The organism is Labrenzia sp. THAF191a, from assembly GCF_009363335.1.
Classification (GTDB): Bacteria; Pseudomonadota; Alphaproteobacteria; order Rhizobiales; family Stappiaceae; genus Roseibium; species Roseibium algicola.
On the sequence record NZ_CP045333.1, the window covers coordinates 1,769,817 to 1,793,942 of the forward strand.

The window sequence follows — 24,126 nt, forward strand, 5'->3', positions numbered from 1 at the left end:
GGGTTAAGGGGCCGGGGTCAACCACCCGGGCTTTTTGCTGGCCGGTGGCTTCAGCCTTCCAGTTTGCGCGCCTCATCAGGCAGCATGATCGGGATGCCGTTACGGATCGGGTAGGCAAGCTTGGCGGTGCGCGAAATCAGCTCCTTGGCGTCCGCGTCATATTCCAGCGTGGTCTTGGTCACGGGGCAGACCAGCAGTTCCAGCAGCTTGCGGTCAACCGGGCGTTCGGTCGGTTCTGTCATCTGGGAGTGTCTTTCAGGTTGGAGCGCCATGTTCGGAGCACTCACTGCAAGGTGGTGCCGCCGTCATTCTGCGAGCGGGCAATGTCCATTTCGGTGATGGCAATCAGGGTTTCGGCACGGGTCTTCAGGTCGCGGGCTTCCAGAAGGGCCTGCTTTTCCTGCGGGCCGTAAGGGCACATCATGCACAGGGCGTTGACCAGCACCTCGGTTTCGGCTTCCGACACGCTTTGCCAGTCGGCTTCCAGGTTGTTGGCGTCCAGATAGTCGCGCAAGGTCCTCAGAAGGCTCGTCCGGTCGACTTCCTCCTCGCCCTGGCCGCACTTGAGGTCATGTGCAAAGGCGGAGAAATCGCACTCGATCTGGCGGAACCTGCTGTAGTCTTCAAGTTCGCGGCCAACGGCAAACCTGGTGATGCCCTGCAGCGTGATCAGGTACCGCCCGTCGCCGGTTTCCTGAAAGCTGGTGAGCCTTCCGACGCAGCCGACGCTGGCAAGAGCCGGATTGTCCGGATCGTCCGAATGACGGTCGGGTGAAGGCTGCACCATGCCGATCAGGCGGTTGCCGGCCAATGCGGCATCCACCATGTCGATATAGCGCTGCTCGAAGATGTTCAGCGGCAGCTGTGTGCGGGGCAACAGCAAAGCACCGGCAAGCGGAAACACAGGCAGGACCGGCGGCAGATCCGCGATGGTCTCGTAAATGGCATTTCCCGCCTGCATTCCAATGCCTTCTTTGTTTTCGTTATCGCAGCATGACTGCCAGCTTCGTGCTGTTTCCTAAATGTGTGTCAGTTGCGGCGGTCGTCAAGAAAACAGGACGGAGGAAAGCTTGCGACGGCCGTAGGCGCTGGCCGGATCCTTGAAACCCCAGGCTTCGAAGAACTGCAGCAACTGCTTGCGCGCGCCGTCCTCGTTCCACTCGCGGTCGCGGCGAACGATCTCGATCAGTTCGTCGACTGCGCCTTCCTTGTCGCCCTTGCCGTTGAGGCCAAGAGCCAGGTCGAAGCGGGCCTGCAGATCAAGCGGATCCTTGGCAATGCGGTCCTGAAGCTCGGCAAGGTCGCCGAGGGATGCGGCCTGTTCGGCCAGTTCCACCGCAGCCTTGGCCGCCACATAGGCTTCGTCGGAGTGTTTTTCTTCCGGAACCAGTTCCAATGCCTGCTTGGCCCGTTCCAGGTCGTCAGCACCGATATAACACTGTGCCAGGCCGGCAATCGCGGTCACGTTGTCCGGTTCCATCTGCATCACGGCGCCGAAAAGCTGGGCCGCCTGACCATAATCCTTGGCAAGCAGAAGCTCTGCGCCCTGCTCCAGGAAGGTGTCGGTCTGGCTGACCGGGGCAGGGCCGGCAACGCGCTCGATAAATGCCTGGATCTGGCTTTCCGGCTGTGCGCCCATGAAACCGTCCACCGGCTGGCCATCCTTGAAGGCCACCACGGCAGGAATCGACTGTATACCCATCTGGCCGGCAATTTCCGGATGGTCGTCAATGTTCATCTTGGCCAGCTTTACGCGGCCGCCGGCGGCTTTCACCGCAGCTTCGATGATCGGTGTCAGCTGCTTGCACGGACCGCACCAAGGTGCCCAGAAATCAACCAGAACCGGTTGCTGGCGGGAAGCTTCCATGACATCGGCCATGAAGGTCTGCGTCGTCACGTCAAAAATGAGGTCGCCTGCGGGGGCGTCGCCACCACCGTTGCCACCGCCCATGCCGCCGCCGCCCATTTGGCCGCCATAACCGCCACCCATGCTGGCGCCAAAGCCGCCGCCGACCTGGCCGCCGATGCTGTAATTGCCGTTGCTCATGTGCCGCCTCGAATTTTCCTGCCGGTGCCTGAGGCCTGCCGGCTCAAAGTGAATGCCGTTGAAGGGTTGATTTGGCCCATAACATGGAGCCACTGCGCGCGAAATACAAACGCCTTCGCCTGCCGAAAGTGGGTGACGGTTACAGGCCGGCTGCCTTGGCCTCTTCGCTGACCGCCAGAACCTGCGCCGTGTGGCCGCAAGCAGAGGCGAATTTCAGAAGGTCGGCTGCGGAGATCGCCGTCGTCGCGTTGTTCTTCAACGGGTGATAATTCAGCACTTCATGTTGCATCATGGCTGCGTCGAACACGGGCGTGACCCTTTGGGCTTCGCGGTCGTTGATCAGCGAGAAGGGCGTCACCGAACCCGGTTCCACGCCCAGCACCTCCATCAGAAGATCTGCATTGCCGAAAGATACGCGCCCTTGAGCGCCGATGATCTGGTGCACTTTCTTCAGGTCGATTTCCGCGTCGTGCAGGGCAACGATCAGAAACAGCCGTCCCTTCTTGTCCTTCACGAACAGGTTCTTGGTGTGGCCACCGGGAATGCGGTCATGCAGGTCGCCGGACTCGGCAACTGTAAAGACGGGCTCGTGATCCACCGTCGTGACAGGGATCCCGAGTTCCTCGAAATAGGCCAATAGGTCGTCGCGTGTCGCCGGCATGGGTTTTCCTGAGAATTTTGAGAGCTTTTGCGCTGTCTAACGCGATTTGGCTGCCGGCCACAAGAGGTGAAGGGTAGAAAAAGCGGCAGAAATCTGCGATTTTCCGGCTTTGATTTCACAGGAAATCCACAAATCGACGGCTAAAAAAATTTCTTCAATTTCGGTGTTGCAATCCGTCTCAGCATAGTTCATATACTGCGCCACCGACGCCGAGGCGGTCACCGCCACGGACCAGGGACGCTATGCGGGCGTAGCTCAGGGGTAGAGCACAACCTTGCCAAGGTTGGGGTCGTGGGTTCGAATCCCATCGCCCGCTCCAATTCGACCGAAGGGTCCAGAAAACCAGCATTCGAAAGAATGCTGGTTTTTTTGTTTTTGCTCCAGGATTGGCGGCTTGCCGCGCGCTATCGGCAGTATTTCAAGGTTCGTCTAAACATTGATACAAACCCGGCTCCCAAACTGAACGAAGTTGCAGTGGCCAGGGAGTAATGTCAGCGAGCATTATACGGAGAAGCCGGATAGCGGTTGTCTCCGTCTTTTGCTTTGCCTCAAGTACCCAACTTGGCTGCAGTGGAACCATTCGGTTCCGCTGCAGTTCCAGTGCCTGCCAGCGCTCGGCGTCCTGTGTCGCTCCATCCAGATCCTGCCCGGCACACTCCGAAGCTTTTCAGGCCCAAAGAGACTCGTTCGGAACCGGTTGTCCGGCACGTCCGGTCGCGTTTCAAAAAAACGATCTCTCCGCGGTCAATAGTACCGCGCCTTCTGCCGGGCCGTGTTACCGTGCCCGCGTGCCGCATGCAGTTGGGGGGAAGGCATTGAACGCATTGAAGGAACATCCGGTTTTCGGTTTTGTCGACTGGTGCCTGCGTGGCATCGGGCAGGTCGTGTTTCAGAACAATCCGGTCTCGGGTCTGATCATCCTGGGTGCGCTTTTCTTCAATTCGCCGATCTATGGCGCCATTGCCGTTTTCGGAGTGGTCATCTCCACCGCAACGGCAGTGTTGCTGCAGGCGGACAAGGGGCTGATCCGCGACGGGCTGTTCGGCTTCAACGGAGCGCTTGTCGCGCTGGCCTTGATTGCGTTTACAAGCGAGGATTTCCATTACGGCGCTGTTCCGTCCGTTTATCTGACGGTCTATATCGCGTTCGGTTCCGCCATGACGGCCATGGTCTTCACCAGTCTTGCAAATCTGCTTGGCCCGCATAGGGTCGCGCCGCTGACAATGCCGTTCGTGCTGGTCGGCTGGCTGTTCCTGTTTGCTGTCCTGAAGTTTCACAGCATCGATGCCGGCCCGCTCGCCAAGCCTGTCTCGCCCACCCAGTATGACGGCACGGTCCAGTACACTCTGGCGACCTGGTACAAGGGCATCGGCAATGCCATCGGCCAGATCTTCTTTCAGGACAACTGGATCAGCGGTTACCTGATCGTGCTCGGGATTGCGGTGAATTCGCGCATCAGCGCACTCATGGCACTGTTCGGGGCCAATGTGGCGGCCTTTGTCGCCGTTGTTTACGGCGCGCCGGAAGGGGCGATCAGTGACGGCCTGTTCGGTTATAACGCGGCCCTGACGGCGATCGCTCTCGGCGGTTTCTTCCTGGTGCTGACGCCTGCCTCTGCCCTTTACACGCTGTTTGCGGTCGTGCTGTCGACCTGGCTCTGGGCGTCCGTCGCGATCTTTCTGGAGCCCATCGGCATGCCGGTGCTCACCTCGACCTTCGTGATCGTGACCTGGCTGATGCTGATCGGCGTCAACGGATTTGCAGCCCTTGTTCCGGTTGCTCCGGCTGAAGCCGTTACGCCGGAGGCCAACCGCAGGCGTTATCTCAAGGCGTTGCGGGAAGGTTGAGCCGGCAGACAAGTCAGGCTCCATGCAGGCCGAGAAAGCTGGACTTGGATAGGTTGATACCTCCGACCAGCCTGTCGTCCTTCTCCAGTCTCTCCATCGTCGTTCCGGCCAGACGTAGCGTAAGCCGAGACCGGGGAGGCAAGAGCCTCTCCTGTTTCTTGATGCTGCCAGATCAGGGGCTCTCCGATCCCGGATCTTCGCTTCGCTGCGTCCGGGATGACGTTGGAGAGGGAGGTGTGTGAGCGGGTCTTTATTGAGCGGCTCCGCTCGCATTTCTCATGACGTCAGGCTCAGACTTTCAGAAAACAACCGTTTTCAGCGTTTGAGCGTTCGGCAAGGTCTAGGGCGACCTGAAGCCGGGCGCCGTGGTCGAAATCGGGGTCGGCCGGTGCGCCGGTCAGGATAGCGGCGGCAAACCGCTGGTAGACTGTCGGAACAGCGCCAACCTCGATGTCGGTCCAGGTCGCAGAAGAAAGATCTTCGCCCTGGCAGATGCGCAGGCCTTCGATGCCCTTTTCGAAACGCACTTCCAGGCCGCCCTTGTCGCCATAAAGGCGCAGGCGCAGGTCGTTCAGATGGCCGGAGGCAAACCTGGTGGCGCTGATCGTGCCGAGCGCACCGTTTTCCAGCTCGGCCTGCAGGGTGGCGCTGTCGTTGGCGTCGAGCGTGTATTCGCCGATCCTGCCGCCCTCTGCCTTGTCGAAGGTCTTCAGCCGGCAGGAAAGTTCGCTCACCGGGCTGCCGGCGGCGAAGATGACGAAGTCGAGGATATGGATGCCGACATCGCCGAGAACGCCCTTGGAACCGTGCGCGCTCGACAGGCGCCAGAGCCACTGGCTCTCGGTCTTCCAGTCCCCCCACGCCGGCTGCGTCAGCCAGCTTTGCAGGTAGGAAGCCTCGAAGTGACGAAGCGCACCGATGGCACCACCTGCAACCAGCTCGGCAGCCTTCTGCAGCACGGCAATATTGCGATAGCTCAGGTTGACCATGCCGATCAGCTTCTTCGCGCGGGCCAGATCCGCCATCTCCCGCGCATCGGTAGCGTTGGTCGCCAGGGGCTTTTCACACAGGACGTGCTTGCCCGCGGTCATCAGGGCCATCGTGGTCGGATGGTGCGCAGCGTCCGGCGTCACGTTGGCTGCAGCGTCAAAATCGCCCCAGGCAATTGCCTCTTCCAGCGTTGCGAAGCGGTTCGGAATGGCGAAGGTGTCGCAGAACTGGGTGAGCACGTCCGGGCGCTGGTCGACGCCGCCGACGATTTCAACGCCGTCGATCCTTGAAAAGGCATCCGCATGGGTACGCGCCATGTTGCCGGTGCCGACTATCAGGATCCGGAGAGGGTGTGCAGCAGAGGTCACGGAGATCTTCCTCAGCGTTTGAGGGCAGGACGGACCGGCGAAAGTCTGCCGGTCCGGAAGGGAAAGTGGATCAGCGGAAACCTTCTTCGCCGTCGGCGTGCAGCTTCGGACCGCGTTCCTCGATCTTTTCGGGAGCCGCTTCCACCGGAACATTGGGCGCAATGTTCGGGTCGGCGATCCGGGCCATCGGGTTGAACGCCCATTTGACGCCGTTCCTCAGCACCGTCTGCACATGGGTGTTGTGATAGGTCGGATAGGTTTCGTGCCCCGGGCGGAAGTAGAAGACGTTGCCCGCGCCGCGCTTGTAGGTGAGGCCCGAGCGGAAAACCTCGCCGCCCTGGAACCAGCTGATGAAGACCGTCTCCAGCGGTTCCGGCACACCGAAGGGCTCACCGTACATTTCTTCCATCTCCAGCTCGAAGCTGTCCGGAAGACCGTTGGTGATCGGATGGTTGCGGCTGGTCACCCACAGGCGCTCGCGCTCCCCGGCCTCGCGCCAGGTGAGATTGCACGGGCTGCCCATCAGGCGTTTGAACGGCTTGGCGAAATGGGCCGAATGCAGAAACACCATGCCCATGCCGGACCAGACGGCGTCGCAGACGCGCTCCACCACTTCGTCGGAAACGTCGCCATGGGCGGCGTGACCCCACCACAACAGCACATCCGTTTCGGCAAGGCGTTCCTTCGTCAAGCCGTGTTCGGGCTCCTGCAGGGTGGCGGTGGTGGCGGTGATATCGGGATCGGTGTTCAGCGTATCGGCAATGCACTGGTGCATGCCGTCCGGATAGACTCCCGCGACGATCTTGTTGTGCTGTTCATGGACGTTTTCGCCCCAGACCACGGCTCTGATCGGCATTTCAGCCTCTCCCGTTCTTCAGATGTTGGCAGAATTGTTGGCGAGCTAAGGATAGAAAGCGCTTTCTTTTGAAAAGTTCCTCCAAAGCGCTTTGGATAGCGCTAGCACCGAGGTTTTGTGCTGTCAATCGGAGGGGCTGTAATATTCGATCACAGTTCTCGCCGGTTTCTCCCCGGTTGGTACGCTCTGTGTTGTCGACAGATGTCCGTCGTTCAGGGCGGGGCCTCAAGGGCGGACACTGCCAAGGCGAAGAAGGGGTCGATCGGAACGAGATGGCTGGGGGCTGTGACCCACCGCCGCATTTCCAGTCAGGCCAGCTCATGAAAACATACCATATGTTATGGTTTGTTTTGGAGGAGTAGTGAAATGAATGGTCTATTGCTTGCAGCTGCGGGCCTTTCGGCTGCCGTCTGCCTGCTGCATACATTCGCAGGGGGACGGGCGATTGCCGTACCGTTGCTGAAAGCGTCGGATCTGCACCCGGTGCCGAAATATGTCGCCTATTACTGCTGGCATATCGTGACAATCGTTCTGGCAATGATTGCCGTCATGTTTGCCGTCGCAGGTGTGCGGGCTGAAAGCCTCGATCTTGGCTTGGTGGCGACCGTGTTGACAGCTTCTTTCTGTCTGCTGGGCCTTGCGGTGCCACCGCTGAAGAAGCAGAAATACAGCCAGATGCCGCAGGGCTGGCTGTTTCTGCCGATTGTCCTGCTGGGTGGTCTTGGTATTCTGGGCGGAGTGAGTTGACCTGAGGAAGCGTTTCGGAAAATCGGACTGGCTTGATCTCGGTCTGACGCAGCTTGCAAAGGATGGGCCGGCGGGACTGACCGTCGAGGCTCTCTGCACCGCAGCAGACCGCACGCGTGGCTCGTTCTATCACCATTTTCAGGATCACGGGGCATTCGTCGAAGCCCTGATGCTTGCCTGGAAACAGCGGCACACGCTCGACATTGCCGAACAGACGATGGCCGAAAAAGGGGATCTGCGGGCGCAGAAGCTGTCGGATCTTGCCAATCGCCTGGACCACCGGCTGGAGCAGGCCGTGCGCCAATTCGCGCAATCGGACCTTCGGGCGCAGGAGATTGTTCGGGACGTCGATGATTTGCGAACCGGGTTTGTCGCGCAGCTCTACGAAGCCGAAGGGATGGAGCCTGCGCTTGCAGCAGATGTTGCCAAAATCGAATACGCGGCTTTTGTCGGCAGCCAGATTGTCTGGCCGGATATGCCGGTAGATGAGCGTGTTGCCCTCGATCGGCGGTTTGCGCAGCTGGTTGCAATGGCGACAGAAACAGGGTCGAGAAAATAACTCTCGACCAGAGAGGCAAAAAAATCCGGGCGCTCGAAGCGCGCCCGGGGTAATGCGTAGGCTGTTGGTGCCTCAGTAGCCGGCGGAAAGCGCGCCGGGGCGGCGCGGGTCGGAAGCCCCCGCCAGAATACCGTCAACCAGCATGATCGACTGAGTCGACCCCATGGCGTTCTTGACTTCCACCTTGTGCCCCCGGGCTTCCAGCAAGCGGATCGTGTCCGGAGAAAGACCTTCCTCGATGCGGATTTCATCCGGCAGCCACTGATTGTGGATGCGCGGAGCAGCCGTCGCTTCTGCGATGTTCATGCCGTGATCGACGACGTTGAGGATGATCTGCAGCGTGGTGGTGATGATACGGCTGCCGCCGGGCGAACCAGTGGCAAGGAACAGCTTGCCGTCCTTGAATACCAACGTCGGGCTCATGGACGAAAGTGGCCGCTTGCCGCCCTCGACAGCGTTGGCCGTTCCACCGATGAGGCCATAGGCGTTGGGTACGCCGGGCTTTGCGGAGAAGTCGTCCAGTTCATTGTTGAGCAAGACACCTGTGCCGTCGGCTGTCAGGCCAACGCCGTAGGAGAAGTTCAGCGTGTAGGTGTTGGAAACCGCATTGCCGTCCTTGTCGACAACGGAATAATGCGTGGTCTGGTTGCTTTCATAGGGGAAAGGATCGCCGGGCTTCACCTCTTCGGAAGGCGTTGCCATTTCCATCTTGATGGATTTCACCAGTTCAGCGGCATAAGCCGGATCGGTCAAACCCTTTACCGGAACATCGACAAAATCCGGGTCGCCCAGATACTTGGAGCGGTCCGCGTAGGCGCGCCGCATGGTTTCTGCCATCACGTGGATGCTGTCGGCGGAATTCGGACCATATTCGGCAAGTGGATAGCCCTGCAGCATGTTGAGGATCTGCACGATGTGCACGCCGCCGGAAGACGGAGGGGGCATCGATGCGATTTGATAGCCGTGGTAGCTGCCCACGACGGGGTCTCGCCAGACCGGTTTGTATCCGGCAAGGTCTTCCTTGGTCATGCCGCCTCCGGAGGCAGTCACTTTCTGTGCGATCTTTTCGGCAACTTCACCGGTGTAGAACCCGGCTGCGCCCTTGTCGGCGATCAGTTTCAGTGTTGCGGCAAGATCCGTCTGCTTGAGTGTCTCGCCCGGTACGAACGGCAGGCCGCCGGTCTTGTAGAAGATCGCGGCGGTGGCCGGGTCCTGAAGAAGGCGTTTTGCGGATGCGGTCAGCGATGCCGCGAGATCCGGTGTCACTTCGATGCCGTTTTCCGCAAGGCCAATGGCAGGTGCGACCAGCTCTGCCCAGGTCAGCTTGCCGCTGCCGTGTTTTTCAAAGGCCTCGGCAAAGCCGGCGACCGTGCCCGGCACACCGACAGCAAGACCGGAAAAGCGGGATTTCTGGTTATCGGGTTCGCCGTCTTCTCCCAGGAACATGTCCTTGAAGGCTGCGGCAGGTGCCATTTCCCGATAGTCGAGCGCCTTGGTGTCGCCGCTGTCCGCCAGGTGGATCATCATGAAACCACCGCCCCCCAGATTGCCGGCGCGCGGCAGCGTGACGGCAAGCGCGAAGCCGGTGGCAATGGCGGCATCGACTGCGTTGCCTCCTTTCTTCAGGATGTCGACACCGACGCGGCTTGCAACGGCTTCCTGGCTGGCAACCATGCCGTTCTGCGCCGTTTCCGGCTGGAAGCGGTCCTTCAGAGAATAGATCGGCGAATCCTGCGCCGAGAGAGGTGCCGCGATGCCGACAACAAGGGCGGTCGCCAGGGAGACCGCGGCAAAGCTGGATTTGAGAAGATGTTTCATGTGTCTCTCCGGTCGCCTGGATGGCGGGAGTTGGCAAGTGGTGGGTAGGACGCGCAACGGGCGTGGCGCTCTGTCCGACAACTTTAAGTCGTTCTTGATTCAGCGCAAGGCTAGATGATCAGATAGGCTGCAGTCTTGAAGGGACAAGCTGCACGAGGGCCAGAACGCGACTGGTTGAAGGAGGATTCATGAGCAGGGCTATTGCCGTTTCGAAACCGCGTCTCCATTCGGGTGTGCGATCATTCCTGGGTGGGGCCACCCTGATTGCTGTCGCCGCCCTCTCCGGTGCGAGTGCTGCCGAGGCAGGCGATGCTGCTGCCGGCAAAGCGCTGGCGCTGCAATGGTGCTCTGCCTGCCACCTCGTGTCTGAAGACCAGGATCGCGCCTCCAGTGCGTCGCTGCCAAGCTTTTACGACATTGCGAAGGATCCCGGCTGGACGGAAGAAAAACTTGCGACCTTCCTTGCCGATCCCCATCCGCAAATGCCGAACATGACCCTCGGCAACATCGAAATCGCCAATCTCGCCAGCTACATCGAATCCCTTGCACCCTGAGGTTCTTCGCTACACCAGACCTCGTTGCAAGGGGGCAGAAGCCCGTCCTTCGAGACGGCACACGCGTGCCTCGTCAGGACGTGGTCTAGGGGTACCGCAAGATTTGCCATTGGTCCCTTAAAACTCGAAATCGGCCAGCATCGCGGCGTGGAAGGATCCGGCATAGGCGTCTTCATCCGCGTCGAAGACTTCATCCGGCAGGCCGACATTGAACACCTTGAAGTCAACCGTCCGGTGGGCGACGGATGCGCTGGCCAGAATGTGGTCCAGAGCCTGTCCCTTGCCCTTGTGAATGACGGTCTGGCGCTTTTCCGGCGGCAATGAAGCGTCAAGCTGGTAGAGGCGGCGCGCGGCAAGTTGCGGCGAGCAGGTGTCGTCCGGGTCCGCGCGCAGCAGCCTCAAGGTTCCGGTTTCCCCGGTCGCGTTGAAATCTCCCGCCAGGACGATCTGGCTATCCTCGCTTGCATCGAAAAGGTCCTCCACGGCAAGGCGCAGTTCGAGTGCCTGGGCGGTCTGTTTCAACACTGATAGCTGATACCCTTCCGCCCAAGCGGAAACGGATGTCCACGTCCGGTCCTCTGCCTTGCCGCCGCGAATCATTGCGGCGATAGGCGCCCGCAGATGAACGCAGAAGACGTGCAGGGGGCGGTCGGTGCCGATGTCGATTTCCACCTGCAGAACGGGCCGGTCGAACAGGATCGTCTGCGGGCTGTGATAGGCCGGTACAGCGGTTTTAGGCTGCCAGTGTGGCGGGTGGGCATGTGCCTGGTAGAGGCTTAAGCACCTGGTTATCGGAAAGCGAGAGAGAACCACCAGATTATGGCGGTCGCCCGGACCCTTTCCGGAAGGTCGTTCGCTGGTTGCCAGGTGAAATTTCTCGTACGGCGTTCCCTCCAGAAGAAGTTCCAGCGCCTGGAACTGCCGTGCTGAGACACCTTTCCGTTTCTGCGCGTTGACTTCCTGCAGACAAAGAATGTCGGCCTCAAGCTCCAGAATCTTTGGCCGAAGCGCGTCCAGCCGGGGTGTCAGTGCGTCCGGATCATGCCGGTCCGCACCAAAGGATTCCATGTTGAAAGTGGCAAGTCTCATTCAGCAGGCCCGAAGCTGGAAAGCGTACCTGAAACCATAGCCGCGCATCGGGCCAAGTGGTAGAGAGCGCTGATGCAGGAATAGGCCGACCAAAGACGGGGAGAGGCGAATGAGCGGAGAGGAATGCCCCTGTGGCAGTGGCAAGGGATTCGATCTGTGCTGTGAACCTTATCTTGCCGGAAAGGCCCTGCCCGAAACCGCAGAGGCCTTGATGCGTTCGCGTTACAGTGCTTACGTCCGGCAACTCATTCCGTATCTGAAGGAAACACTCTGGCCGAAATATCAGCCGAGTTTCGATGCGCAAGGCACCGCGCGCTGGGCGGCGGAAAGCCACTGGACGGGCCTCAGTGTGTTGGCCGCCGACAAGGGCGGGCCTGCCGACAGGGACGGCACCGTTCTTTTTGAGGCAAAATACCTGTCCGCCGGCAAGCTTCACGTGCACCGCGAACTGAGCCGTTTCCGCAAGAAAAGCGGTCGCTGGTATTATGTGGAGGCCGTGCCGGAATAGGTCGGCTGGCTGTCTTCATTTTTGACTTTGAAAAAATCGTCCGGTCCCTGCGATTGGCGGCGGGAGCAGGGACCGGACCAATTTGCAGATAGAAGGGGAGGCAGCCCTCAACATCCGCAACAAGGAGATCGGGAAAGCCCGCGGCAGGGTCAGCCGAGGGTGGTCGACAGGGTCGAATCGAATCTCGTTCTCTATTTGTTCTCATTAGCATGATTCCCGGTGCCGGTGTCAAGCAGGCAAGCTGTCCTCATGGATGTCCGAACACTGAGAACGGAATTGTCAGGATGGAAGGTAAAATCAACGTCTTGACCAACTTTCCGTCGTCCTCACACATCTGTGAAACGTTGCTGGCTGCGTTTGACTGATCGCCATAGAATATTAAGTCACTCATGTCACAAATACGGAAGAGTACTCATAAGGGACCCCTACGTGCGTTTTTCCGCCAACTCCTGGACCAAGCGTTTGCAAGGCATCGCCTCGCCTCTGGGATTGGGCAAAGGTGCTGATCAGATCCTGGAGTTCCTGAAGGGAAGTGGAAGCGAACGGCACGCTGCGGGCCGGATGGCGGTATCGACCTTTGCGGTGCGGATCGCCGGTGCAGCGCTCGCCTATCTGTCGCAAATCGTGCTCGCGCGCCTGTTGGGGGCGCATGACTATGGCCTCTATTCGGTTGCCTGGACCTTCGTGATCGTTCTGGGTGTCATGGCCTGCGGCGGCTTTTCCACCTCCGCCAGCAGGTTCATCCCGCAGTATCTGCAGAACCGGGATATGGCGCGCCTGCGCGGGTTCTTGCGAACAAGCCGGCAAATGGCGTTTTTTCTCGGGGGAGCAGCGGCGGTCATCGGTATCGGCTGTCTATCCCTGTTCCGCCCGCTTATTGATACCTCCTATTTCCAGCCCTTGTCGGTCGTCCTGCTGGCGCTGCCCTTCTTTGCCTTCGGACTGGTGCAGGACGGTATCGCGCGCAGCTACGACTGGTCGTCGCTGGCAATGCTGCCAACCTATATCTGGCGGCCGCTGGCGATCCTGTTCCTGCTGGTCGGTGCCGTTCTGGCCGGGTTTCGGCCCGATGCGCTGACAGCCGCCATCGTGGCTGTCGTGGCAACGGCGCTGGTCGCGCTTTACCAGTTCCTGCATCTTCGCAGGCGGCTGGGCCCCCGCGTTCCGAAGGGGCCGTACAAGGTCGAGTTCAGATCCTGGCTGGCGGTGTCCATGCCGATGCTGATGGTCGACGGTTTCCTGCAGCTGATCACCAGTGCTGACGTGATCATGGTGAGTTTCTTTCAGGATCCGGACGAGGTTGCGGTCTATTTCGCCGCATCCAGAACCCTGGCACTGGTGCATTTTGTCTATTTTGCCGTAAGGGCCGCCTCCGCGCATCGCTTCTCCAGCTACACCCACAATCAGGATCTTTCGGGGCTCGCCGGTTACATGCGGCAGGCAACTCTCTGGACCTTCTGGCCGTCTGTGGCCGCAGGCGTGGGGCTGCTTCTGATCGCGCCGCTTCTGCTTGCTCTTTTCGGCAGCGACTTTGAAAGCGGCTACGAATTGATCGCCCTCCTGATGATCGGTGTGCTTGCACGCGCATCCGTCGGTCCGGCCGACGCCCTCCTGACGATGACAGGGCACCAGAACACCTGCGCCGGCATTTATGCCGGGACGTTTGTTCTCAATGTCGTCCTCAATCTTGTTCTGATCCCGCTGCTCGGCCTTGCCGGAGCGGCCATTGCCACAAGTCTTGCGATCCTTTTTGAGGCCACTGCCCTTGCGGTTGTGGCAAAACGGAAGCTCAATATCACGACGTTCGTTTTGCCCCTGCTTTTCGCCAGGAACCGTCCGGTTGACCAATGATACGCTCTCTTCCGTGCAGCTCGAGGTCTTGTCTCTCGATCCGTTGAGCGCCGCCATACCGCTTGACGACTGGCAGGCGCTTTGTGCGGCTGCCCTCAGTCCGAACCCCTTCTTTGGCCCGGATTTCCTTTGTCCGTTTCTGGAAAAGATGAGCAAACAGGCGGTACGACTTGTCGTGGTCCGGGAGCAGCCGGGTGGCCGCTGGCTGGTGGCGGCTCCCGTCGGCCGACGTCGTTTTGGATTGGCCGTTGCGGTCAACACCACCTGGGCAACCGAATACGCACCGCTCGGAACACCGCTGATCCACCCGGACGCAAGTGCCGAGGCAATTGCCGCTTTCATCAATGCCGCTCGAGAGCCCGGGAATGTGCTCGCCATCCCCTATCTGCCGCTGCATTCTCAGTCGGCAACACGCTTGAGGGCTGTGGGCGCGGGAAAGAAGTCTGTTCTGGCGAAGTCCTTCCGGGCGAGCCACGGCGCCGGAGCCACAGGCAAGTCACAACTTGCCGAGGCTGACAGCGGCAAGAGGCGCAAGGAAATGCGCCGGCTGATGCGCAGGTTGGGTGACCATGGCAAGACCAGCTTCCGCAGTCTGTCCGGATCTGATGCCATTGCCGGGTTCGAAGCCTTTCTGGAGCTCGAGGCCTCCGGCTGGAAGGGCCGGTCCGGAACCGCGCTGGGCAGCCAGTTCGGGACGGCGGACTTTGCCCGCACGGCCGTCGCCAATCTGGCAAGTCGAAACGGGGTCCGGATCGATCAGCTCTGGTCGGGACAGACACTGGTTGCCGCCCTGGTGCTGTTTCGGCAGTCCGGCAAGGTGTATTCCTGGAAGATCGCCTTTGACGAGGAGTTTGCCCGCTATTCTCCCGGAGCCCAGATCGCGCTGCAGGCCTTGAAGATCAATCTGGCCATTCCTGGCTTCAGGGGAACGGATTCCCTGGCCATTCCCGGGCATTCGATGATCGAGCCCTTGTGGCGGGGCCGGCTGGAAACCGGCACGATGCTTTTTGCCGATGGCCTGAAGCGGTCGATATGCAAGACGGATCTGAAGCTTGAACAAGCCCTGCGCCGAGGCGCACGGGCGCTGAAAAAGCGCCTGCGCTCCTGAAACAGGAGAAGGCTAGCCTTCGACGCTCTCGAGATCCCGCAATTTCCGGCGAATGATCTTGCCGGTGGTGGTCATGGGCAACGAGGTGACGAATTCGATTTCCCGCGGATATTCATGGGCCGACAGACGTTCGCGGACGAAAGTGCGGATATCGTTTTCCAGAGCCGCGCTTTTTTCCGCGCCCGGCTTCAGGACGATGAAGGCCTTGACGATTTCCGTGCGCAGCGGATCCGGTTTGCCGACAGCCGCGGCAAGCGCGATCGACGGATGCTTCAGCAGACAATCCTCGATCTCGCCGGGGCCGATCCGGTAGCTTGCCGAGGTGATGATGTCGTCGTCGCGGCCAACGAAATGGACATAGCCATCCTCGTCCATCAGGCCCTGGTCGCCGGTGATCATCCAGTCTCCGATGAACTTCTCCCGCGTCGCCTCCGGCTTGTTCCAGTATTCCAGGAACATTACCGGGTCCGGCCGGCGGATGGCGATCTGGCCGAGGGTTTCAGCCGGCAGCTCATTGCCTTCATCATCGATGATCGCAACCTGATGGCCAGGCGTTGCCTTGCCGATGGCGCCAGAGCGGCTGACGCCAAGTGCGGCCGCAGAACCGAGCACTGCGTTACATTCCGTCTGGCCATAGAATTCATTGACGTTGAAGCCGAATTCCGCAGCGAACCAGTCATAGGTTTCCCTGCCGAGGGATTCTCCCGCAGAGCCGACGCTGCGCCAGGTGAGGTCGAAGCGCTCGGACGGACGCTCCAAAGCGCGCAGCATCTTCAAAGCCGTCGGTGGAATGAAGGCATTGCGGATCTTTTGTCTTTCAAGAAGATGGAAGGCAAATTCCGGGTCGAACTTGCGAGACGCGTGGCAGACCACCGGCACACCGAGAGAAAGAGCCGGGAACAGCGCATTCAGCAAGCCGCCTGCCCAGGCCCAGTCCGCGGGCGTCCAGAGCAAGTCACCTTCACGGCCAAGGAAATTCTGCGAAAGCTCGATGCCAGGCATATGGCCGAGCAGCACCCGGTGGCCATGCAACACGCCCTTGGGCTGCCCCGTGGTGCCGGACGTGTAGATCATCAAAGCCGGATCGTCGGGTGTGGTCGCAAGGGTCCGGTAGGTGTCGGACGCCTTGTCCAGCAGATCGTCAAACCCGAACACGCCGGTTTCCGGTCCGTCGACCGAGATCACCAGATCGAGGCCGGGCAGGTCGGACCGGATTTCCGCAAGCTTTGCCAGGCCGGCCGTGTCAGTCACCAGAACGCGGGCGCCGGAATCTGAGAGCCGGTAGCGGAGCGCTTCCAGTCCGAACAGGGCTGCCAGAGGCACCGCAATTGCACCGGTCTTGTAGGCCGCCAGATGTGCGATGGCGGTTTGTGGGATCTGCGGCAGAAGCAGGGCAACCCGGTCGCCGCGGTTGAGCCCGAGGCCTTCAAGGGCGTTGGCAAGGCGATTGGCCGACCGGTTCAGCGCAAGATGGCTCCAGTCCCGGCACGAACCGTTCTCGAGAACCTGACGGATCGCGAGGCGCTCCGGGTCTCTTGCAGCCCATTCATCGCTGACGGCTGCGGCCATGTTGTAGGTTGCGGGCCGAGGCCAGCGGAATGTCTCTCTCAGCGCGTCGTAGTTGCCAGTAGGCTGCAGCATTTCAGAGCGTCCGGTGCTTCAATTTTGAGCAGCGGAGTGTAGGGCGGTCATTGCTGCAGCGCAATAGAGCCGAAATCCATCCTTTGAAAGCAGCGATGAAATCCTTAACCGGACTTCTGAAACAGGCCGGCAAGCGTGGCTGGAATAAAATCTTATACTGTCATTATTCCTTATAAATTATCGATTGTCCGAGTGTGTCAGCCAAGCGCGATGGTCCGGAAATTGTTAACGCCTGCCTGCGTGAAACATGGGCATGGCACCACGATCCCAGTTGGCCTGTGACTGCGATTTTGTGGTGAGAAAATCAGCATCCGGTAGCAACGTATTCACTAATAAATGCGAGGTTTCCTTAACTTATGAGGATCAAAATCCCGCCAGGATAAAAAATAGTCCGGCTGGGGACCTGTAGATCCATGAAGATGTTTGGGCAGTCCGCGCTCGCTCGTGTCGGCGCGCTTTCCGTGAAACTGAAAATCCTTTCTCTGAGCCTTCTGACCGCAATCGGCATGTTGTCGATCGGCGGGGTGTTCTGGTGGAGCCAGAACGAGGTGGCCGGAGCCTTCAACAAGCTTGATCAAAGCGCGGGACTGGCACGCAGCGTCGCTGATCTTTCAGATATTGCGAACGGCATGCGCAACATCGGCAAGGGCTACCTGGCGCGGCCGGAGGAAAAGGACCACGAACTTTTCGAGGCCAAGCTCGGTGAGGCGCATGGGGTTCTGGATGACATCTCCGCCAAGCCTGTTGCCGCAGCCTTCAATGCGGAGATCGCAGACGTTCGCGACACGCTTGACGGGGCGTCGGGTGCCTTTTCGTCGCTCAATACCGTTCAGCGGGAAATCGGCTTCAATTCCGAAACAGGCCTTCGAGCAACGCTCAGCGAAAACGCCGACGAGGTGCTGAAGCGCCTGAAGAAGGAAATGCGCTTCGGTGGCGGTCCGGACTTCGAGAAGATGGTCACCACCATGCTCGATGTTCAGTTGTCGGAAAAGAAATTCATTCTCGACCGCAACGACGTTGCCCTCGGCAACTTCGAGGTGGCATTCGGTCGGTATGAGCGCCTGTTGAAGAAGGCTTATCTGCCGAACGAGATCAAGGAAGACGTCGGCTCCAAGATGGCGGTCTACCGGGAAGCGTTCGACGCCTACACGGCGGCGGTGGCCGAAAAGGACAAGTCGATCGAACTTCTGGAAACACTGTTCGATCTGGTGCCGCCACGTCTGGAAGCGCTCAACAATGCCGCGCGCGACGCCGAACTGGCAGCCGAGCAGGATCTTGAAACCGTCCGGGCTTACTCGACCCTTGCCGTTGTCAGCGTGATCGCCGCTTTCCTGGTATCCGGCGTCCTGGCCGGAATGCTCATCGGCCGGTCCATCGCCAATCCGCTTTCGCGTCTCCAGAACGCCATGGAAGAACTGGCGTCCGGGCATGTGGACGTCAATCTGCCGGCCGCCAAAGGCAGTGTCGAAATCGCCGCCATGGCGCGCACCGTTTCCGTTTTTCAGGATAATGCCGTCGAACGGCAGCGCCTCGCGGCCGCATCGGAAGAAGAAAACGCGCAGCGCGATGCCCGTGTGGCCCGTCTTGAATCGCTGATCGCCAATTTCGAGGCAACGGTCGGGCAGGCTCTGGAAAGTCTCGACCGGTCGACCTCTGACCTGACGCAGACCTCTGCCGCCGTCGAAGCCGCGGCGGACGATGTTGCCCAGCAGGCGGACCGGGCCGGCAACGCCGTGCGGGTGGCTGCTGAAAACGTCAACTCGGCGGCATCGGCCAGTGAGGAACTGGCGGCGTCCATCAACGAGATCTCCAACCAGGCGTCAAACTCCACGACGGTGGCCAAGAAGGCGGTTGCCAGCGCGGAAGGCACGTCCCAGACCATGGGGCAACTGTCCCGCGCGGCCGACCGGATCGGCGAAGTCATGGGGCTGATCCGCGATATTGCCAATCAGACCAACCTCCTGGCGCTCAATGCTACCATCGAGGCTGCCCGGGCAGGCGAGGCCGGCAAGGGCTTTGCGGTCGTGGCCGCCGAAGTGAAGCAGCTTGCGGACCAGACCTCGCGTGCGACGGAAGATATCGCCAGCCAGGTGGAAGCAATCCAGATGTCGTCCAGCCATGCGCTTGAAGCGATCGATGAGGTGACCGGTATCATCTCCGAAATGGAAGGCCTGGCCTCGGCCGTGGCATCGGCCGTCATCCAGCAGGATGCCGCGGTTCAGTCCATCGCCAAGAACGTGGTCGATGCCTCGACCCGCTCGCATGAAGGGGCCGAATGCATGACCGCGGTCGGCTCCGCCACCGAACACGCCCGGGCAACCGGCGGCGAGGTCGAGCAGCTGGCAACGTCGCTGTCCGAACAGGCAGCCCTTATCCGCAGCGAGATCTCCAACTTTCTTTCCGGTGTTCGCGCGGCCTGACCGCGCGATAACACGACGAACAAGGCCAGCCTTCCCTCAGGAGGGCTGGTTTTTTGTCTTTCGCGAGGTTGTGGCTGAGGAAAGAATTACTTCGTCGCAAGGGGATGGGCGCTTTCCACCAGTTCGCGCAGGCGCTCGTCCAGGACGTGGGTGTAGATCTGCGTCGTGGAAATGTCCGCATGGCCCAGCAACTGCTGCACCACTCTGAGGTCGGCACCGTTCTGCAACAGGTGGGAAGCGAATGCGTGGCGCAGCACGTGCGGGGAAATCTTGCCGGCATCGAGACCGGCGGCGACGGCAAGGTCCTTCAGGTCCCGTGCAAAATGCTGGCGCGTCAGATGTCCGCTGTCGCCGTGGGAGGGAAACAGCCACGGGCTTTTTTCGTACGCTCCTTCGGCGGCACGCAGACCGACGTAGTCCTTCATGGCAGCCTGGGCTGCGCGGGACAGCGGCACCAGCCGCTCCTTGCCGCCCTTGCCCCTGATTTCGATCAGGCGGGCGTCCCGGAGCGCAGCGGTAACCGGCAGGGCAACCAGTTCCGAAACGCGCAGGCCGGTCGCATAAAGCACTTCGATAAGTGTGTACATGCGCTGCGTACGCAAGCGTGCCGCCGCGCTTTTCTGGGGCTTTTCGGTTTCCGCCCTGGCGGTTTCGATCAACCTGTCGACGTCTTCCATCGACAGCACCTTGGGCAGGCTCGCGCGCTTCTTCGGGGCGGACAATGTGCGGGTCGGGTCGTCTTCCCGGGAGCCTTCTGCGTAAAGGAACTTGTAGAACTGCTTCAGCGCGGACAGGCGTCTTGCCTGCGAGGTCTCGGCAAATCCGCGCCGGTTGAGATCGCCCAGGTAGGCCGAAATGTCTTCGGATTGCGCTGATGCAAGCATCTTTCGGCCTAGGAAGCCTGAAAAATCCTCCAGGTCGCGGCGGTATCCGGCCAGCGTGTTTTCTGCCGCGCCGCGTTCGGCGGCCAGCATTTCGAGGAAGTTTTCAAGATCGAAACCGGTTGCCATTGCGTATGCCTTCGCAAAGGACCTGAAACTTGTCCCGTTGATGACCCGCCGTTTGAAAGCGTGTGCTAGCGGCCGAAGCCGTCTTTCTTCACCCTAACCTCGATTTCCCGTTCACGCGGATCGACAAGGTTGGCCAGGGAGTAGATCGCGCCATAACCGAGCGCGCCGAGCAGCAGCAGCACGAGCAACAGGCGGGTCAGGGTCGGCACGTCGGCTGTCTCCAGGTCAGGGCGTCGGTCCGCTCACGGGCAAGCGAATCGGATAGGCGATTGTTTCAACAAGGCGGGGGCGCATGCAAGGCAAAGCAGCAGTCCGGCAGGCGGAGTTCCCCCGTGTCTTTTTTGACGAATATGCTAAAACGCCGCCATGACAGAACACGACAAGGCGCGGTCTTCCGAAGGAGGATCCGCGGAGACAGACGTAAAACCCGTTGATCTGGCCCGCCTGGTAGCTGCCCTGGGGCATCGGTCCATCGTTCTGGTGGGAATCATGGGCTGTGGCAAGTCGACCGTCGGCAAGCGGCTGGCGCACCGGCTGGGCCTTGAATTTGTCGACGCCGATACCGAAATCGAGCGCGCGGCCAACATGAGCGTGGCGGAAATATTCGCCGAACACGGCGAGCCTTATTTTCGCAGCGGTGAAGAACGGGTGATCGCCCGTCTTCTGCGTGAAGGACCGCAGGTGCTGGCAACGGGCGGCGGCGCTTTCATGAGCGAGGCAACGCGGGCGGAGATCGCCGAGCTTGGCCTGTCCATCTGGTTGAAAGTCGATTTCGACACGGTCATGGCACGGGTCCGGCGCAGATCCACGCGTCCGCTGCTGCAGAACCCCGATCCCGAGGGAACGATGCGCAAGCTGATGGCTGACCGCGAGCCCGTCTATGCCAAGGCGGCCCTGACGGTCACCTCCAAGGACGTTCCGCATGAGGCGGTGGTCGATCAGATCGTCGCCACCCTTGCGGATCACCTGTTCGAACGCGAGGCCACCAGCGCCGCGCAAACATCAATGACCTGATTTTAGAAGCGTGACGGCATGGTAGACACGGTAGTGGCAAAAGCATTGTTGGGCCGGGACGAGAAGATCGTCCGGGTCGATCTTGGCGCGCGCAGTTACGACATCAAGATCGGTCGGGGGCTGCTTGAAGGAGCGGGAGCGGAAATCGCCGCTGTTATGCCCGGCGCGCGTCTTGCGGTCGTTGCCGATGAAACCGTTGCGGGCCTTCATCTGAAGGCTTTTTCGCAGAGCCTCAAGGCCGCCGGTCTGGAGCACACCGCCATCACGGTGCCGGCAGGCGAAAGCACCAAATGCTTCCGTGAATTCGAGCGCCTGTGCGACGAGGTTCTGGCCGCCCGGCTGGAGCGCGGCGACGCGGTCGTCGCCCTTGGCGGCGGTGTCGTCGGTGACCTGACGGGCTTTGTCGCCTCGGCCGTGCGTCGTGGCATGGCCTTCATCCAGGTGCCGACCACGCTTCTTGCCCAGGTCGACAGTTCCGTCGGCGGCAAGACCGGCATCAATTCACGTCATGGCAAGAACCTGATCGGCGCTTTCCACCAGCCCGCCCTGGTGCTGGCCGATACCGCCATTCTGGATACGCTGCCGCTGCGCGACTTCCGCGCCGGTTATGCGGAAGTCGCCAAATACGGGCTCCTGGGTGATGCGGATTTCTTCGCCTGGCTGGAGACCAACTGGCAGGCGGTCTTTGCAGGTGGCGCGGAGCGGGACGAGGCCGTCGCAAGGTCCTGTCAGGCAAAGGCGGATGTGGTTGCTGCCGACGAGCTGGAATCCGGCCGCAGGGCGCTGCTCAATCTGGGTCACACGTTCGGCCACGCGCTTGAATCGGCGGTCGCCTACGAGACCGAGCGTCTGGTCCATGGCGAAGGCGTTTCCATCGGCATGATGCTGGCACATGAATTCTCTCAGCGCCTCGGCCTGATCGGCGAGGACACCGTCGAACGTGTCCACAAGCATCTGAGCGATGTCGGCCTGCCTGTGCGGGTGCAGGACATCCCCGGTCAACTGCCGCCGGCTGAAACGCTCATGGATATCATTGCACAGGACAAGAAGGTCAGCCGGGGGGCGCTGACCTTCATTCTGACGCGCGGTATCGGCGAAGCCTTTGTCGAAAAAGGCGTCGATCCCGCAGTGGTGTCTGACTTCCTGAAGGAGAAACTCGAGGCATGACGGAAACGGCTCTCTGGCTGGCGATTGTCGCCATCTTCGTTCTCCTGTTCCTGTCCGGCTTCTTTTCCGGTTCGGAAACGGCGCTCACCGCCGCATCGCGCGCGCGCATGCACCAGATGGAAAAAACCGGCGACTGGCGCGCCCGGGTGGTCAGCCTGCTGATCGCCAACCGGGAACGTCTGATCGGCGCGCTGCTCCTGGGTAACAACCTGGTCAACATTCTGGCGTCTGCGCTGGCAACCAGTGTGTTCCTGTCCCTGTTCGGCGACGCTGGCGTTGCACTTGCCACCCTGGTGATGACCGCCCTCGTTCTGGTTTTTGCCGAAGTGCTGCCGAAGACCTGGGCCATTTCGAACCCGGAGCGGTTTGCGCTGGCGGTGGCGCCGATCGTGCGGTTCGTGGTGGCCGTGTTCGGCCCGATCGTGGTCGGGGTGGAGTGGATTGTCCGCAACATTCTGAAGCTGGTTGGCGTCAATATCGGCGACGACACCTCGATCCTGTCGCCGCACGAGGAACTGCGCGGCGCCGTCGATCTCCAGCATATCGAAGGTGGCCTGGAAAAGGGTGAGCGCGACCGCCTCGGTGGTTTGCTCGATCTTGCGGAACTGGAAGTCTCGGACGTGATGGTTCACCGCACCAACATGGTGGCGCTGAATGCGGACGATGCGCCGGACAAGCTGGTGAACGCGGCCCTGGCATCGCCCTATACCCGCCTGCCGCTCTGGCGCGGGGAGAGCGACAATTTCGTCGGCGTGCTGCATGCCAAGGATCTGCTGCGTGCGTTGCAGGCTGCCGGTGGCGATGCTGCGAAGATCAACGTTCTGGATATCGCTGCCCCGGCCTGGTTCGTTCCCGACACGACTTCGCTTCAGGATCAGCTCAATGCATTCCTGCGGCACAAGTCCCATTTCGCGCTCGTGGTTGACGAGTATGGCGAGGTGATGGGCCTGGTCACGCTGGAAGACATTCTGGAAGAAATCGTCGGCGAGATCGCCGATGAGCACGACGTGGAGCTGGAAGGCCTGCGGCCGCAAGCCGATGGCTCGGTGATTGTCGACGGCTCGGTGCCGATTCGCGACCTCAACCGCGCTGCCGACTGGAGCCTGCCGGACGACGAGGCGACCACGATCGCCGGTCTGGTCATTCACGAAGCGCGGATGATCCCGGACGAGCGCCAGATCTTCACCTTCCACGGCTTCCGCTTCACGGTGCTGCGGCGGGAGAAGAACCGCATCACGCGGCTGCGCATCATGCCGCTTGGCCAGATTCCGGGCGTCAAGATGCCGGCCGGAGCTGCCCAGGCCGTTGCGGGCGCGGCTGCGAAAGCGGGCACCTGAGCCAAAAATCCACCCGGTTTCAAAGGCCGGGTGGGACTACTTAGGTTGATTGGGGCTGGTCTGAAGACCAGCAAAAAGGCGAGCCTGTCAGCCGCCCGAAACCCGGGCCGCGCGGGGATCCGGTTCGCTGTCGGCGCGAATTTCCAGCGCCAGGGCGTGCACACCGCCGGCAATTTCATCTGCAAGCAGGTCGTTGATCGCCCGATGCCTTGCCACGCGGTTCATGCCTTCGAAAGCGGCTGCGGCGATCTGTACCCGGAAGTGGGTTTCGCCGCCCTCGCGCCAGCCACCGTGGCCCCTGTGCTTTTCCGACTCGTCGATGACGTTCAGAAAAGACGGCGAGAAGGCTGCGGAGAGTTTGTCGGTGATCGTCTGCTTTGTGCTCATGTGTCTCACTTGGCGTAGCTGTTTTCGAAGTTCAAGTCTTTCGTGGTCCGGCCCTGCCTGATACAGTGCCTGGCTCTTCGACTTTCGAAATCCGGTGCGGGGAAATTAACTTTGGATACCGGGACAATGCAACGGCCTGCGGCTTGC

The 24,126-nt window shown here is 60.7% G+C and carries 24 protein-coding genes and 1 tRNA gene; 12 read left to right on the forward strand and 13 right to left on the reverse strand.

Annotated features, from left to right (window positions below; all coding sequences use genetic code 11):
* Positions 1-50 precede the first annotated feature (50 nt).
* The 4 genes from FIV05_RS08145 to FIV05_RS08160 all read right to left on the reverse strand — a co-directional run bounded on the left by FIV05_RS08145 (position 51) and on the right by FIV05_RS08160 (position 2,708).
* A complete protein-coding gene (locus FIV05_RS08145) occupies positions 51-242 on the reverse strand; it encodes a Trm112 family protein (protein ID WP_031270137.1) in 192 nt (63 codons plus the stop codon).
* A gap of 41 nt (positions 243-283) precedes the next feature.
* Positions 284-961 carry an LON peptidase substrate-binding domain-containing protein gene (locus tag FIV05_RS08150; RefSeq protein WP_023002780.1) on the reverse strand — a complete coding sequence of 226 codons (678 nt, stop codon included), beginning with the start codon at positions 959-961 and terminating at the stop codon, positions 284-286.
* An 84-nt stretch (positions 962-1,045) separates the two neighbouring features.
* Positions 1,046-2,047 (reverse strand): thioredoxin, encoded by a 1,002-nt coding sequence (trxA, locus tag FIV05_RS08155; protein ID WP_173013807.1) that lies wholly within the window; start codon positions 2,045-2,047, stop codon positions 1,046-1,048.
* Between the two features lie 139 nt (positions 2,048-2,186).
* Positions 2,187-2,708: a prolyl-tRNA synthetase associated domain-containing protein gene (locus tag FIV05_RS08160; RefSeq protein ID WP_023002782.1), complete on the reverse strand. Its 522-nt coding sequence runs from the start codon at positions 2,706-2,708 to the stop codon at positions 2,187-2,189.
* A gap of 244 nt (positions 2,709-2,952) precedes the next feature.
* Between FIV05_RS08160 and FIV05_RS08165 the strand changes: the two genes are divergently transcribed.
* Together FIV05_RS08165 and FIV05_RS08170 are read left to right on the forward strand one after the other, a co-directional pair.
* Positions 2,953-3,027 (forward strand) — tRNA-Gly (locus tag FIV05_RS08165).
* Between the two features lie 496 nt (positions 3,028-3,523).
* Entirely contained in the window at positions 3,524-4,555 is a 1,032-nt protein-coding gene (locus FIV05_RS08170) for an urea transporter (RefSeq protein WP_152509209.1), read from the forward strand.
* A gap of 13 nt (positions 4,556-4,568) precedes the next feature.
* Here FIV05_RS08170 and FIV05_RS31845 read toward each other — a convergent pair whose 3' ends face one another.
* The 3 genes from FIV05_RS31845 to FIV05_RS08180 form a co-directional block, all read right to left on the reverse strand.
* Positions 4,569-4,697, reverse strand: coding sequence for a hypothetical protein (locus tag FIV05_RS31845; RefSeq protein ID WP_286202274.1), 129 nt, complete (start codon positions 4,695-4,697; stop codon positions 4,569-4,571).
* A 148-nt stretch (positions 4,698-4,845) separates the two neighbouring features.
* Positions 4,846-5,862, reverse strand: a complete 1,017-nt coding sequence (locus FIV05_RS08175; protein WP_286202303.1) for a Gfo/Idh/MocA family oxidoreductase — start codon at positions 5,860-5,862, stop codon at positions 4,846-4,848.
* 121 nt (positions 5,863-5,983) lie between these two features.
* Positions 5,984-6,769, reverse strand: coding sequence for a ThuA domain-containing protein (locus FIV05_RS08180; protein ID WP_152509211.1), 786 nt, complete (start codon positions 6,767-6,769; stop codon positions 5,984-5,986).
* 366 nt (positions 6,770-7,135) lie between these two features.
* Between FIV05_RS08180 and FIV05_RS08185 the strand changes: the two genes are divergently transcribed.
* On the forward strand, positions 7,136-7,516 hold the full coding sequence (locus tag FIV05_RS08185) for a hypothetical protein (RefSeq protein ID WP_077291518.1): 381 nt from the start codon (positions 7,136-7,138) through the stop codon (positions 7,514-7,516).
* A gap of 169 nt (positions 7,517-7,685) precedes the next feature.
* Complete coding sequence (locus tag FIV05_RS08190) at positions 7,686-8,075, forward strand: hypothetical protein (RefSeq protein WP_286202275.1); 390 nt, start codon at positions 7,686-7,688, stop codon at positions 8,073-8,075.
* 72 nt (positions 8,076-8,147) lie between these two features.
* On the opposite strand, the gene ggt is transcribed toward FIV05_RS08190, so the two are convergent.
* A complete protein-coding gene (gene ggt / locus FIV05_RS08195) occupies positions 8,148-9,893 on the reverse strand; it encodes a gamma-glutamyltransferase (RefSeq protein ID WP_152509213.1) in 1,746 nt (581 codons plus the stop codon).
* A 188-nt stretch (positions 9,894-10,081) separates the two neighbouring features.
* Between ggt and FIV05_RS08200 the strand changes: the two genes are divergently transcribed.
* A complete protein-coding gene (locus FIV05_RS08200; protein WP_228148098.1) occupies positions 10,082-10,447 on the forward strand; it encodes a c-type cytochrome in 366 nt (121 codons plus the stop codon).
* A gap of 117 nt (positions 10,448-10,564) precedes the next feature.
* Here FIV05_RS08200 and FIV05_RS08205 read toward each other — a convergent pair whose 3' ends face one another.
* Positions 10,565-11,536, reverse strand: coding sequence for an endonuclease/exonuclease/phosphatase family protein (locus FIV05_RS08205; RefSeq protein ID WP_152509214.1), 972 nt, complete (start codon positions 11,534-11,536; stop codon positions 10,565-10,567).
* 109 nt (positions 11,537-11,645) lie between these two features.
* Here FIV05_RS08205 and FIV05_RS08210 point away from each other — a divergent pair, with 109 nt between their 5' ends.
* The 3 genes from FIV05_RS08210 (at position 11,646) to FIV05_RS08220 (ending at position 15,003) form a co-directional block, all read left to right on the forward strand.
* Positions 11,646-12,044, forward strand: coding sequence for a YchJ family metal-binding protein (locus FIV05_RS08210; RefSeq protein WP_152509215.1), 399 nt, complete (start codon positions 11,646-11,648; stop codon positions 12,042-12,044).
* A 429-nt stretch (positions 12,045-12,473) separates the two neighbouring features.
* Positions 12,474-13,895, forward strand: a complete 1,422-nt coding sequence (locus tag FIV05_RS08215) for a lipopolysaccharide biosynthesis protein (RefSeq protein ID WP_209009904.1) — start codon at positions 12,474-12,476, stop codon at positions 13,893-13,895.
* Positions 13,885-15,003, forward strand: a complete 1,119-nt coding sequence (locus FIV05_RS08220; protein WP_152509216.1) for a GNAT family N-acetyltransferase — start codon at positions 13,885-13,887, stop codon at positions 15,001-15,003. The genes FIV05_RS08215 and FIV05_RS08220 overlap by 11 nt, the downstream gene beginning before the upstream one ends.
* 12 nt (positions 15,004-15,015) lie before the next feature.
* Here FIV05_RS08220 and FIV05_RS08225 read toward each other — a convergent pair whose 3' ends face one another.
* Positions 15,016-16,644, reverse strand: coding sequence for an AMP-binding protein (locus FIV05_RS08225; RefSeq protein WP_152509217.1), 1,629 nt, complete (start codon positions 16,642-16,644; stop codon positions 15,016-15,018).
* A gap of 413 nt (positions 16,645-17,057) precedes the next feature.
* On the opposite strand from FIV05_RS08225, the gene FIV05_RS08230 reads away from it, so the two are divergent.
* On the forward strand, positions 17,058-19,064 hold the full coding sequence (locus tag FIV05_RS08230; RefSeq protein ID WP_209009905.1) for a methyl-accepting chemotaxis protein: 2,007 nt from the start codon (positions 17,058-17,060) through the stop codon (positions 19,062-19,064).
* 86 nt (positions 19,065-19,150) lie between these two features.
* On the opposite strand, the gene xerD is transcribed toward FIV05_RS08230, so the two are convergent.
* Together xerD and FIV05_RS31545 are read right to left on the reverse strand one after the other, a co-directional pair.
* Positions 19,151-20,074, reverse strand: coding sequence for a site-specific tyrosine recombinase XerD (gene xerD, locus FIV05_RS08235; RefSeq protein WP_152509218.1), 924 nt, complete (start codon positions 20,072-20,074; stop codon positions 19,151-19,153).
* Between the two features lie 65 nt (positions 20,075-20,139).
* Positions 20,140-20,283, reverse strand: a complete 144-nt coding sequence (locus FIV05_RS31545) for a hypothetical protein (protein ID WP_167579543.1) — start codon at positions 20,281-20,283, stop codon at positions 20,140-20,142.
* Between the two features lie 157 nt (positions 20,284-20,440).
* On the opposite strand from FIV05_RS31545, the gene FIV05_RS08240 reads away from it, so the two are divergent.
* Genes FIV05_RS08240 through FIV05_RS08250 form a run of 3 tightly spaced genes read left to right on the forward strand, consistent with a single transcriptional unit; the run spans position 20,441 to position 23,592 of the window.
* Positions 20,441-21,088, forward strand: a complete 648-nt coding sequence (locus tag FIV05_RS08240) for a shikimate kinase (protein ID WP_023002799.1) — start codon at positions 20,441-20,443, stop codon at positions 21,086-21,088.
* Between the two features lie 18 nt (positions 21,089-21,106).
* Positions 21,107-22,255 carry a 3-dehydroquinate synthase gene (aroB, locus tag FIV05_RS08245; protein WP_152509219.1) on the forward strand — a complete coding sequence of 383 codons (1,149 nt, stop codon included), beginning with the start codon at positions 21,107-21,109 and terminating at the stop codon, positions 22,253-22,255.
* Positions 22,252-23,592 (forward strand): HlyC/CorC family transporter, encoded by a 1,341-nt coding sequence (locus tag FIV05_RS08250; protein ID WP_023002801.1) that lies wholly within the window; start codon positions 22,252-22,254, stop codon positions 23,590-23,592. Before aroB ends, FIV05_RS08250 begins: the two co-directional genes overlap by 4 nt.
* Before the next feature lie 87 nt (positions 23,593-23,679).
* Here the strand turns inward: FIV05_RS08250 and FIV05_RS08255 are convergent, their stop codons facing one another.
* Entirely contained in the window at positions 23,680-23,979 is a 300-nt protein-coding gene (locus tag FIV05_RS08255; protein WP_152505312.1) for a BolA family protein, read from the reverse strand.
* Positions 23,980-24,126 lie beyond the last annotated feature (147 nt).

Coding starts and splice junctions, on each gene's coding strand:
- FIV05_RS08145 (WP_031270137.1), bottom strand. CDS start 242: ATGACAGAACCGACCGAACGCCCGGTTGACCGCAAGCTGCTGGAACTG.
- FIV05_RS08150 (WP_023002780.1), bottom strand. CDS start 961: ATGCAGGCGGGAAATGCCATTTACGAGACCATCGCGGATCTGCCGCCG.
- trxA (WP_173013807.1), bottom strand. CDS start 2,047: ATGAGCAACGGCAATTACAGCATCGGCGGCCAGGTCGGCGGCGGCTTT.
- FIV05_RS08160 (WP_023002782.1), bottom strand. CDS start 2,708: ATGCCGGCGACACGCGACGACCTATTGGCCTATTTCGAGGAACTCGGG.
- FIV05_RS08175 (WP_286202303.1), bottom strand. CDS start 5,862: ATGGCGCGTACCCATGCGGATGCCTTTTCAAGGATCGACGGCGTTGAA.
- FIV05_RS08180 (WP_152509211.1), bottom strand. CDS start 6,769: ATGCCGATCAGAGCCGTGGTCTGGGGCGAAAACGTCCATGAACAGCAC.
- FIV05_RS08185 (WP_077291518.1), top strand. CDS start 7,136: ATGAATGGTCTATTGCTTGCAGCTGCGGGCCTTTCGGCTGCCGTCTGC.
- FIV05_RS08190 (WP_286202275.1), top strand. CDS start 7,686: ATGCTTGCCTGGAAACAGCGGCACACGCTCGACATTGCCGAACAGACG.
- ggt (WP_152509213.1), bottom strand. CDS start 9,893: ATGAAACATCTTCTCAAATCCAGCTTTGCCGCGGTCTCCCTGGCGACC.
- FIV05_RS08200 (WP_228148098.1), top strand. CDS start 10,082: ATGAGCAGGGCTATTGCCGTTTCGAAACCGCGTCTCCATTCGGGTGTG.
- FIV05_RS08205 (WP_152509214.1), bottom strand. CDS start 11,536: ATGAGACTTGCCACTTTCAACATGGAATCCTTTGGTGCGGACCGGCAT.
- FIV05_RS08210 (WP_152509215.1), top strand. CDS start 11,646: ATGAGCGGAGAGGAATGCCCCTGTGGCAGTGGCAAGGGATTCGATCTG.
- FIV05_RS08225 (WP_152509217.1), bottom strand. CDS start 16,644: ATGCTGCAGCCTACTGGCAACTACGACGCGCTGAGAGAGACATTCCGC.
- FIV05_RS08230 (WP_209009905.1), top strand. CDS start 17,058: ATGAAGATGTTTGGGCAGTCCGCGCTCGCTCGTGTCGGCGCGCTTTCC.
- xerD (WP_152509218.1), bottom strand. CDS start 20,074: ATGGCAACCGGTTTCGATCTTGAAAACTTCCTCGAAATGCTGGCCGCC.
- FIV05_RS08240 (WP_023002799.1), top strand. CDS start 20,441: ATGACAGAACACGACAAGGCGCGGTCTTCCGAAGGAGGATCCGCGGAG.
- aroB (WP_152509219.1), top strand. CDS start 21,107: ATGGTAGACACGGTAGTGGCAAAAGCATTGTTGGGCCGGGACGAGAAG.
- FIV05_RS08250 (WP_023002801.1), top strand. CDS start 22,252: ATGACGGAAACGGCTCTCTGGCTGGCGATTGTCGCCATCTTCGTTCTC.
- FIV05_RS08255 (WP_152505312.1), bottom strand. CDS start 23,979: ATGAGCACAAAGCAGACGATCACCGACAAACTCTCCGCAGCCTTCTCG.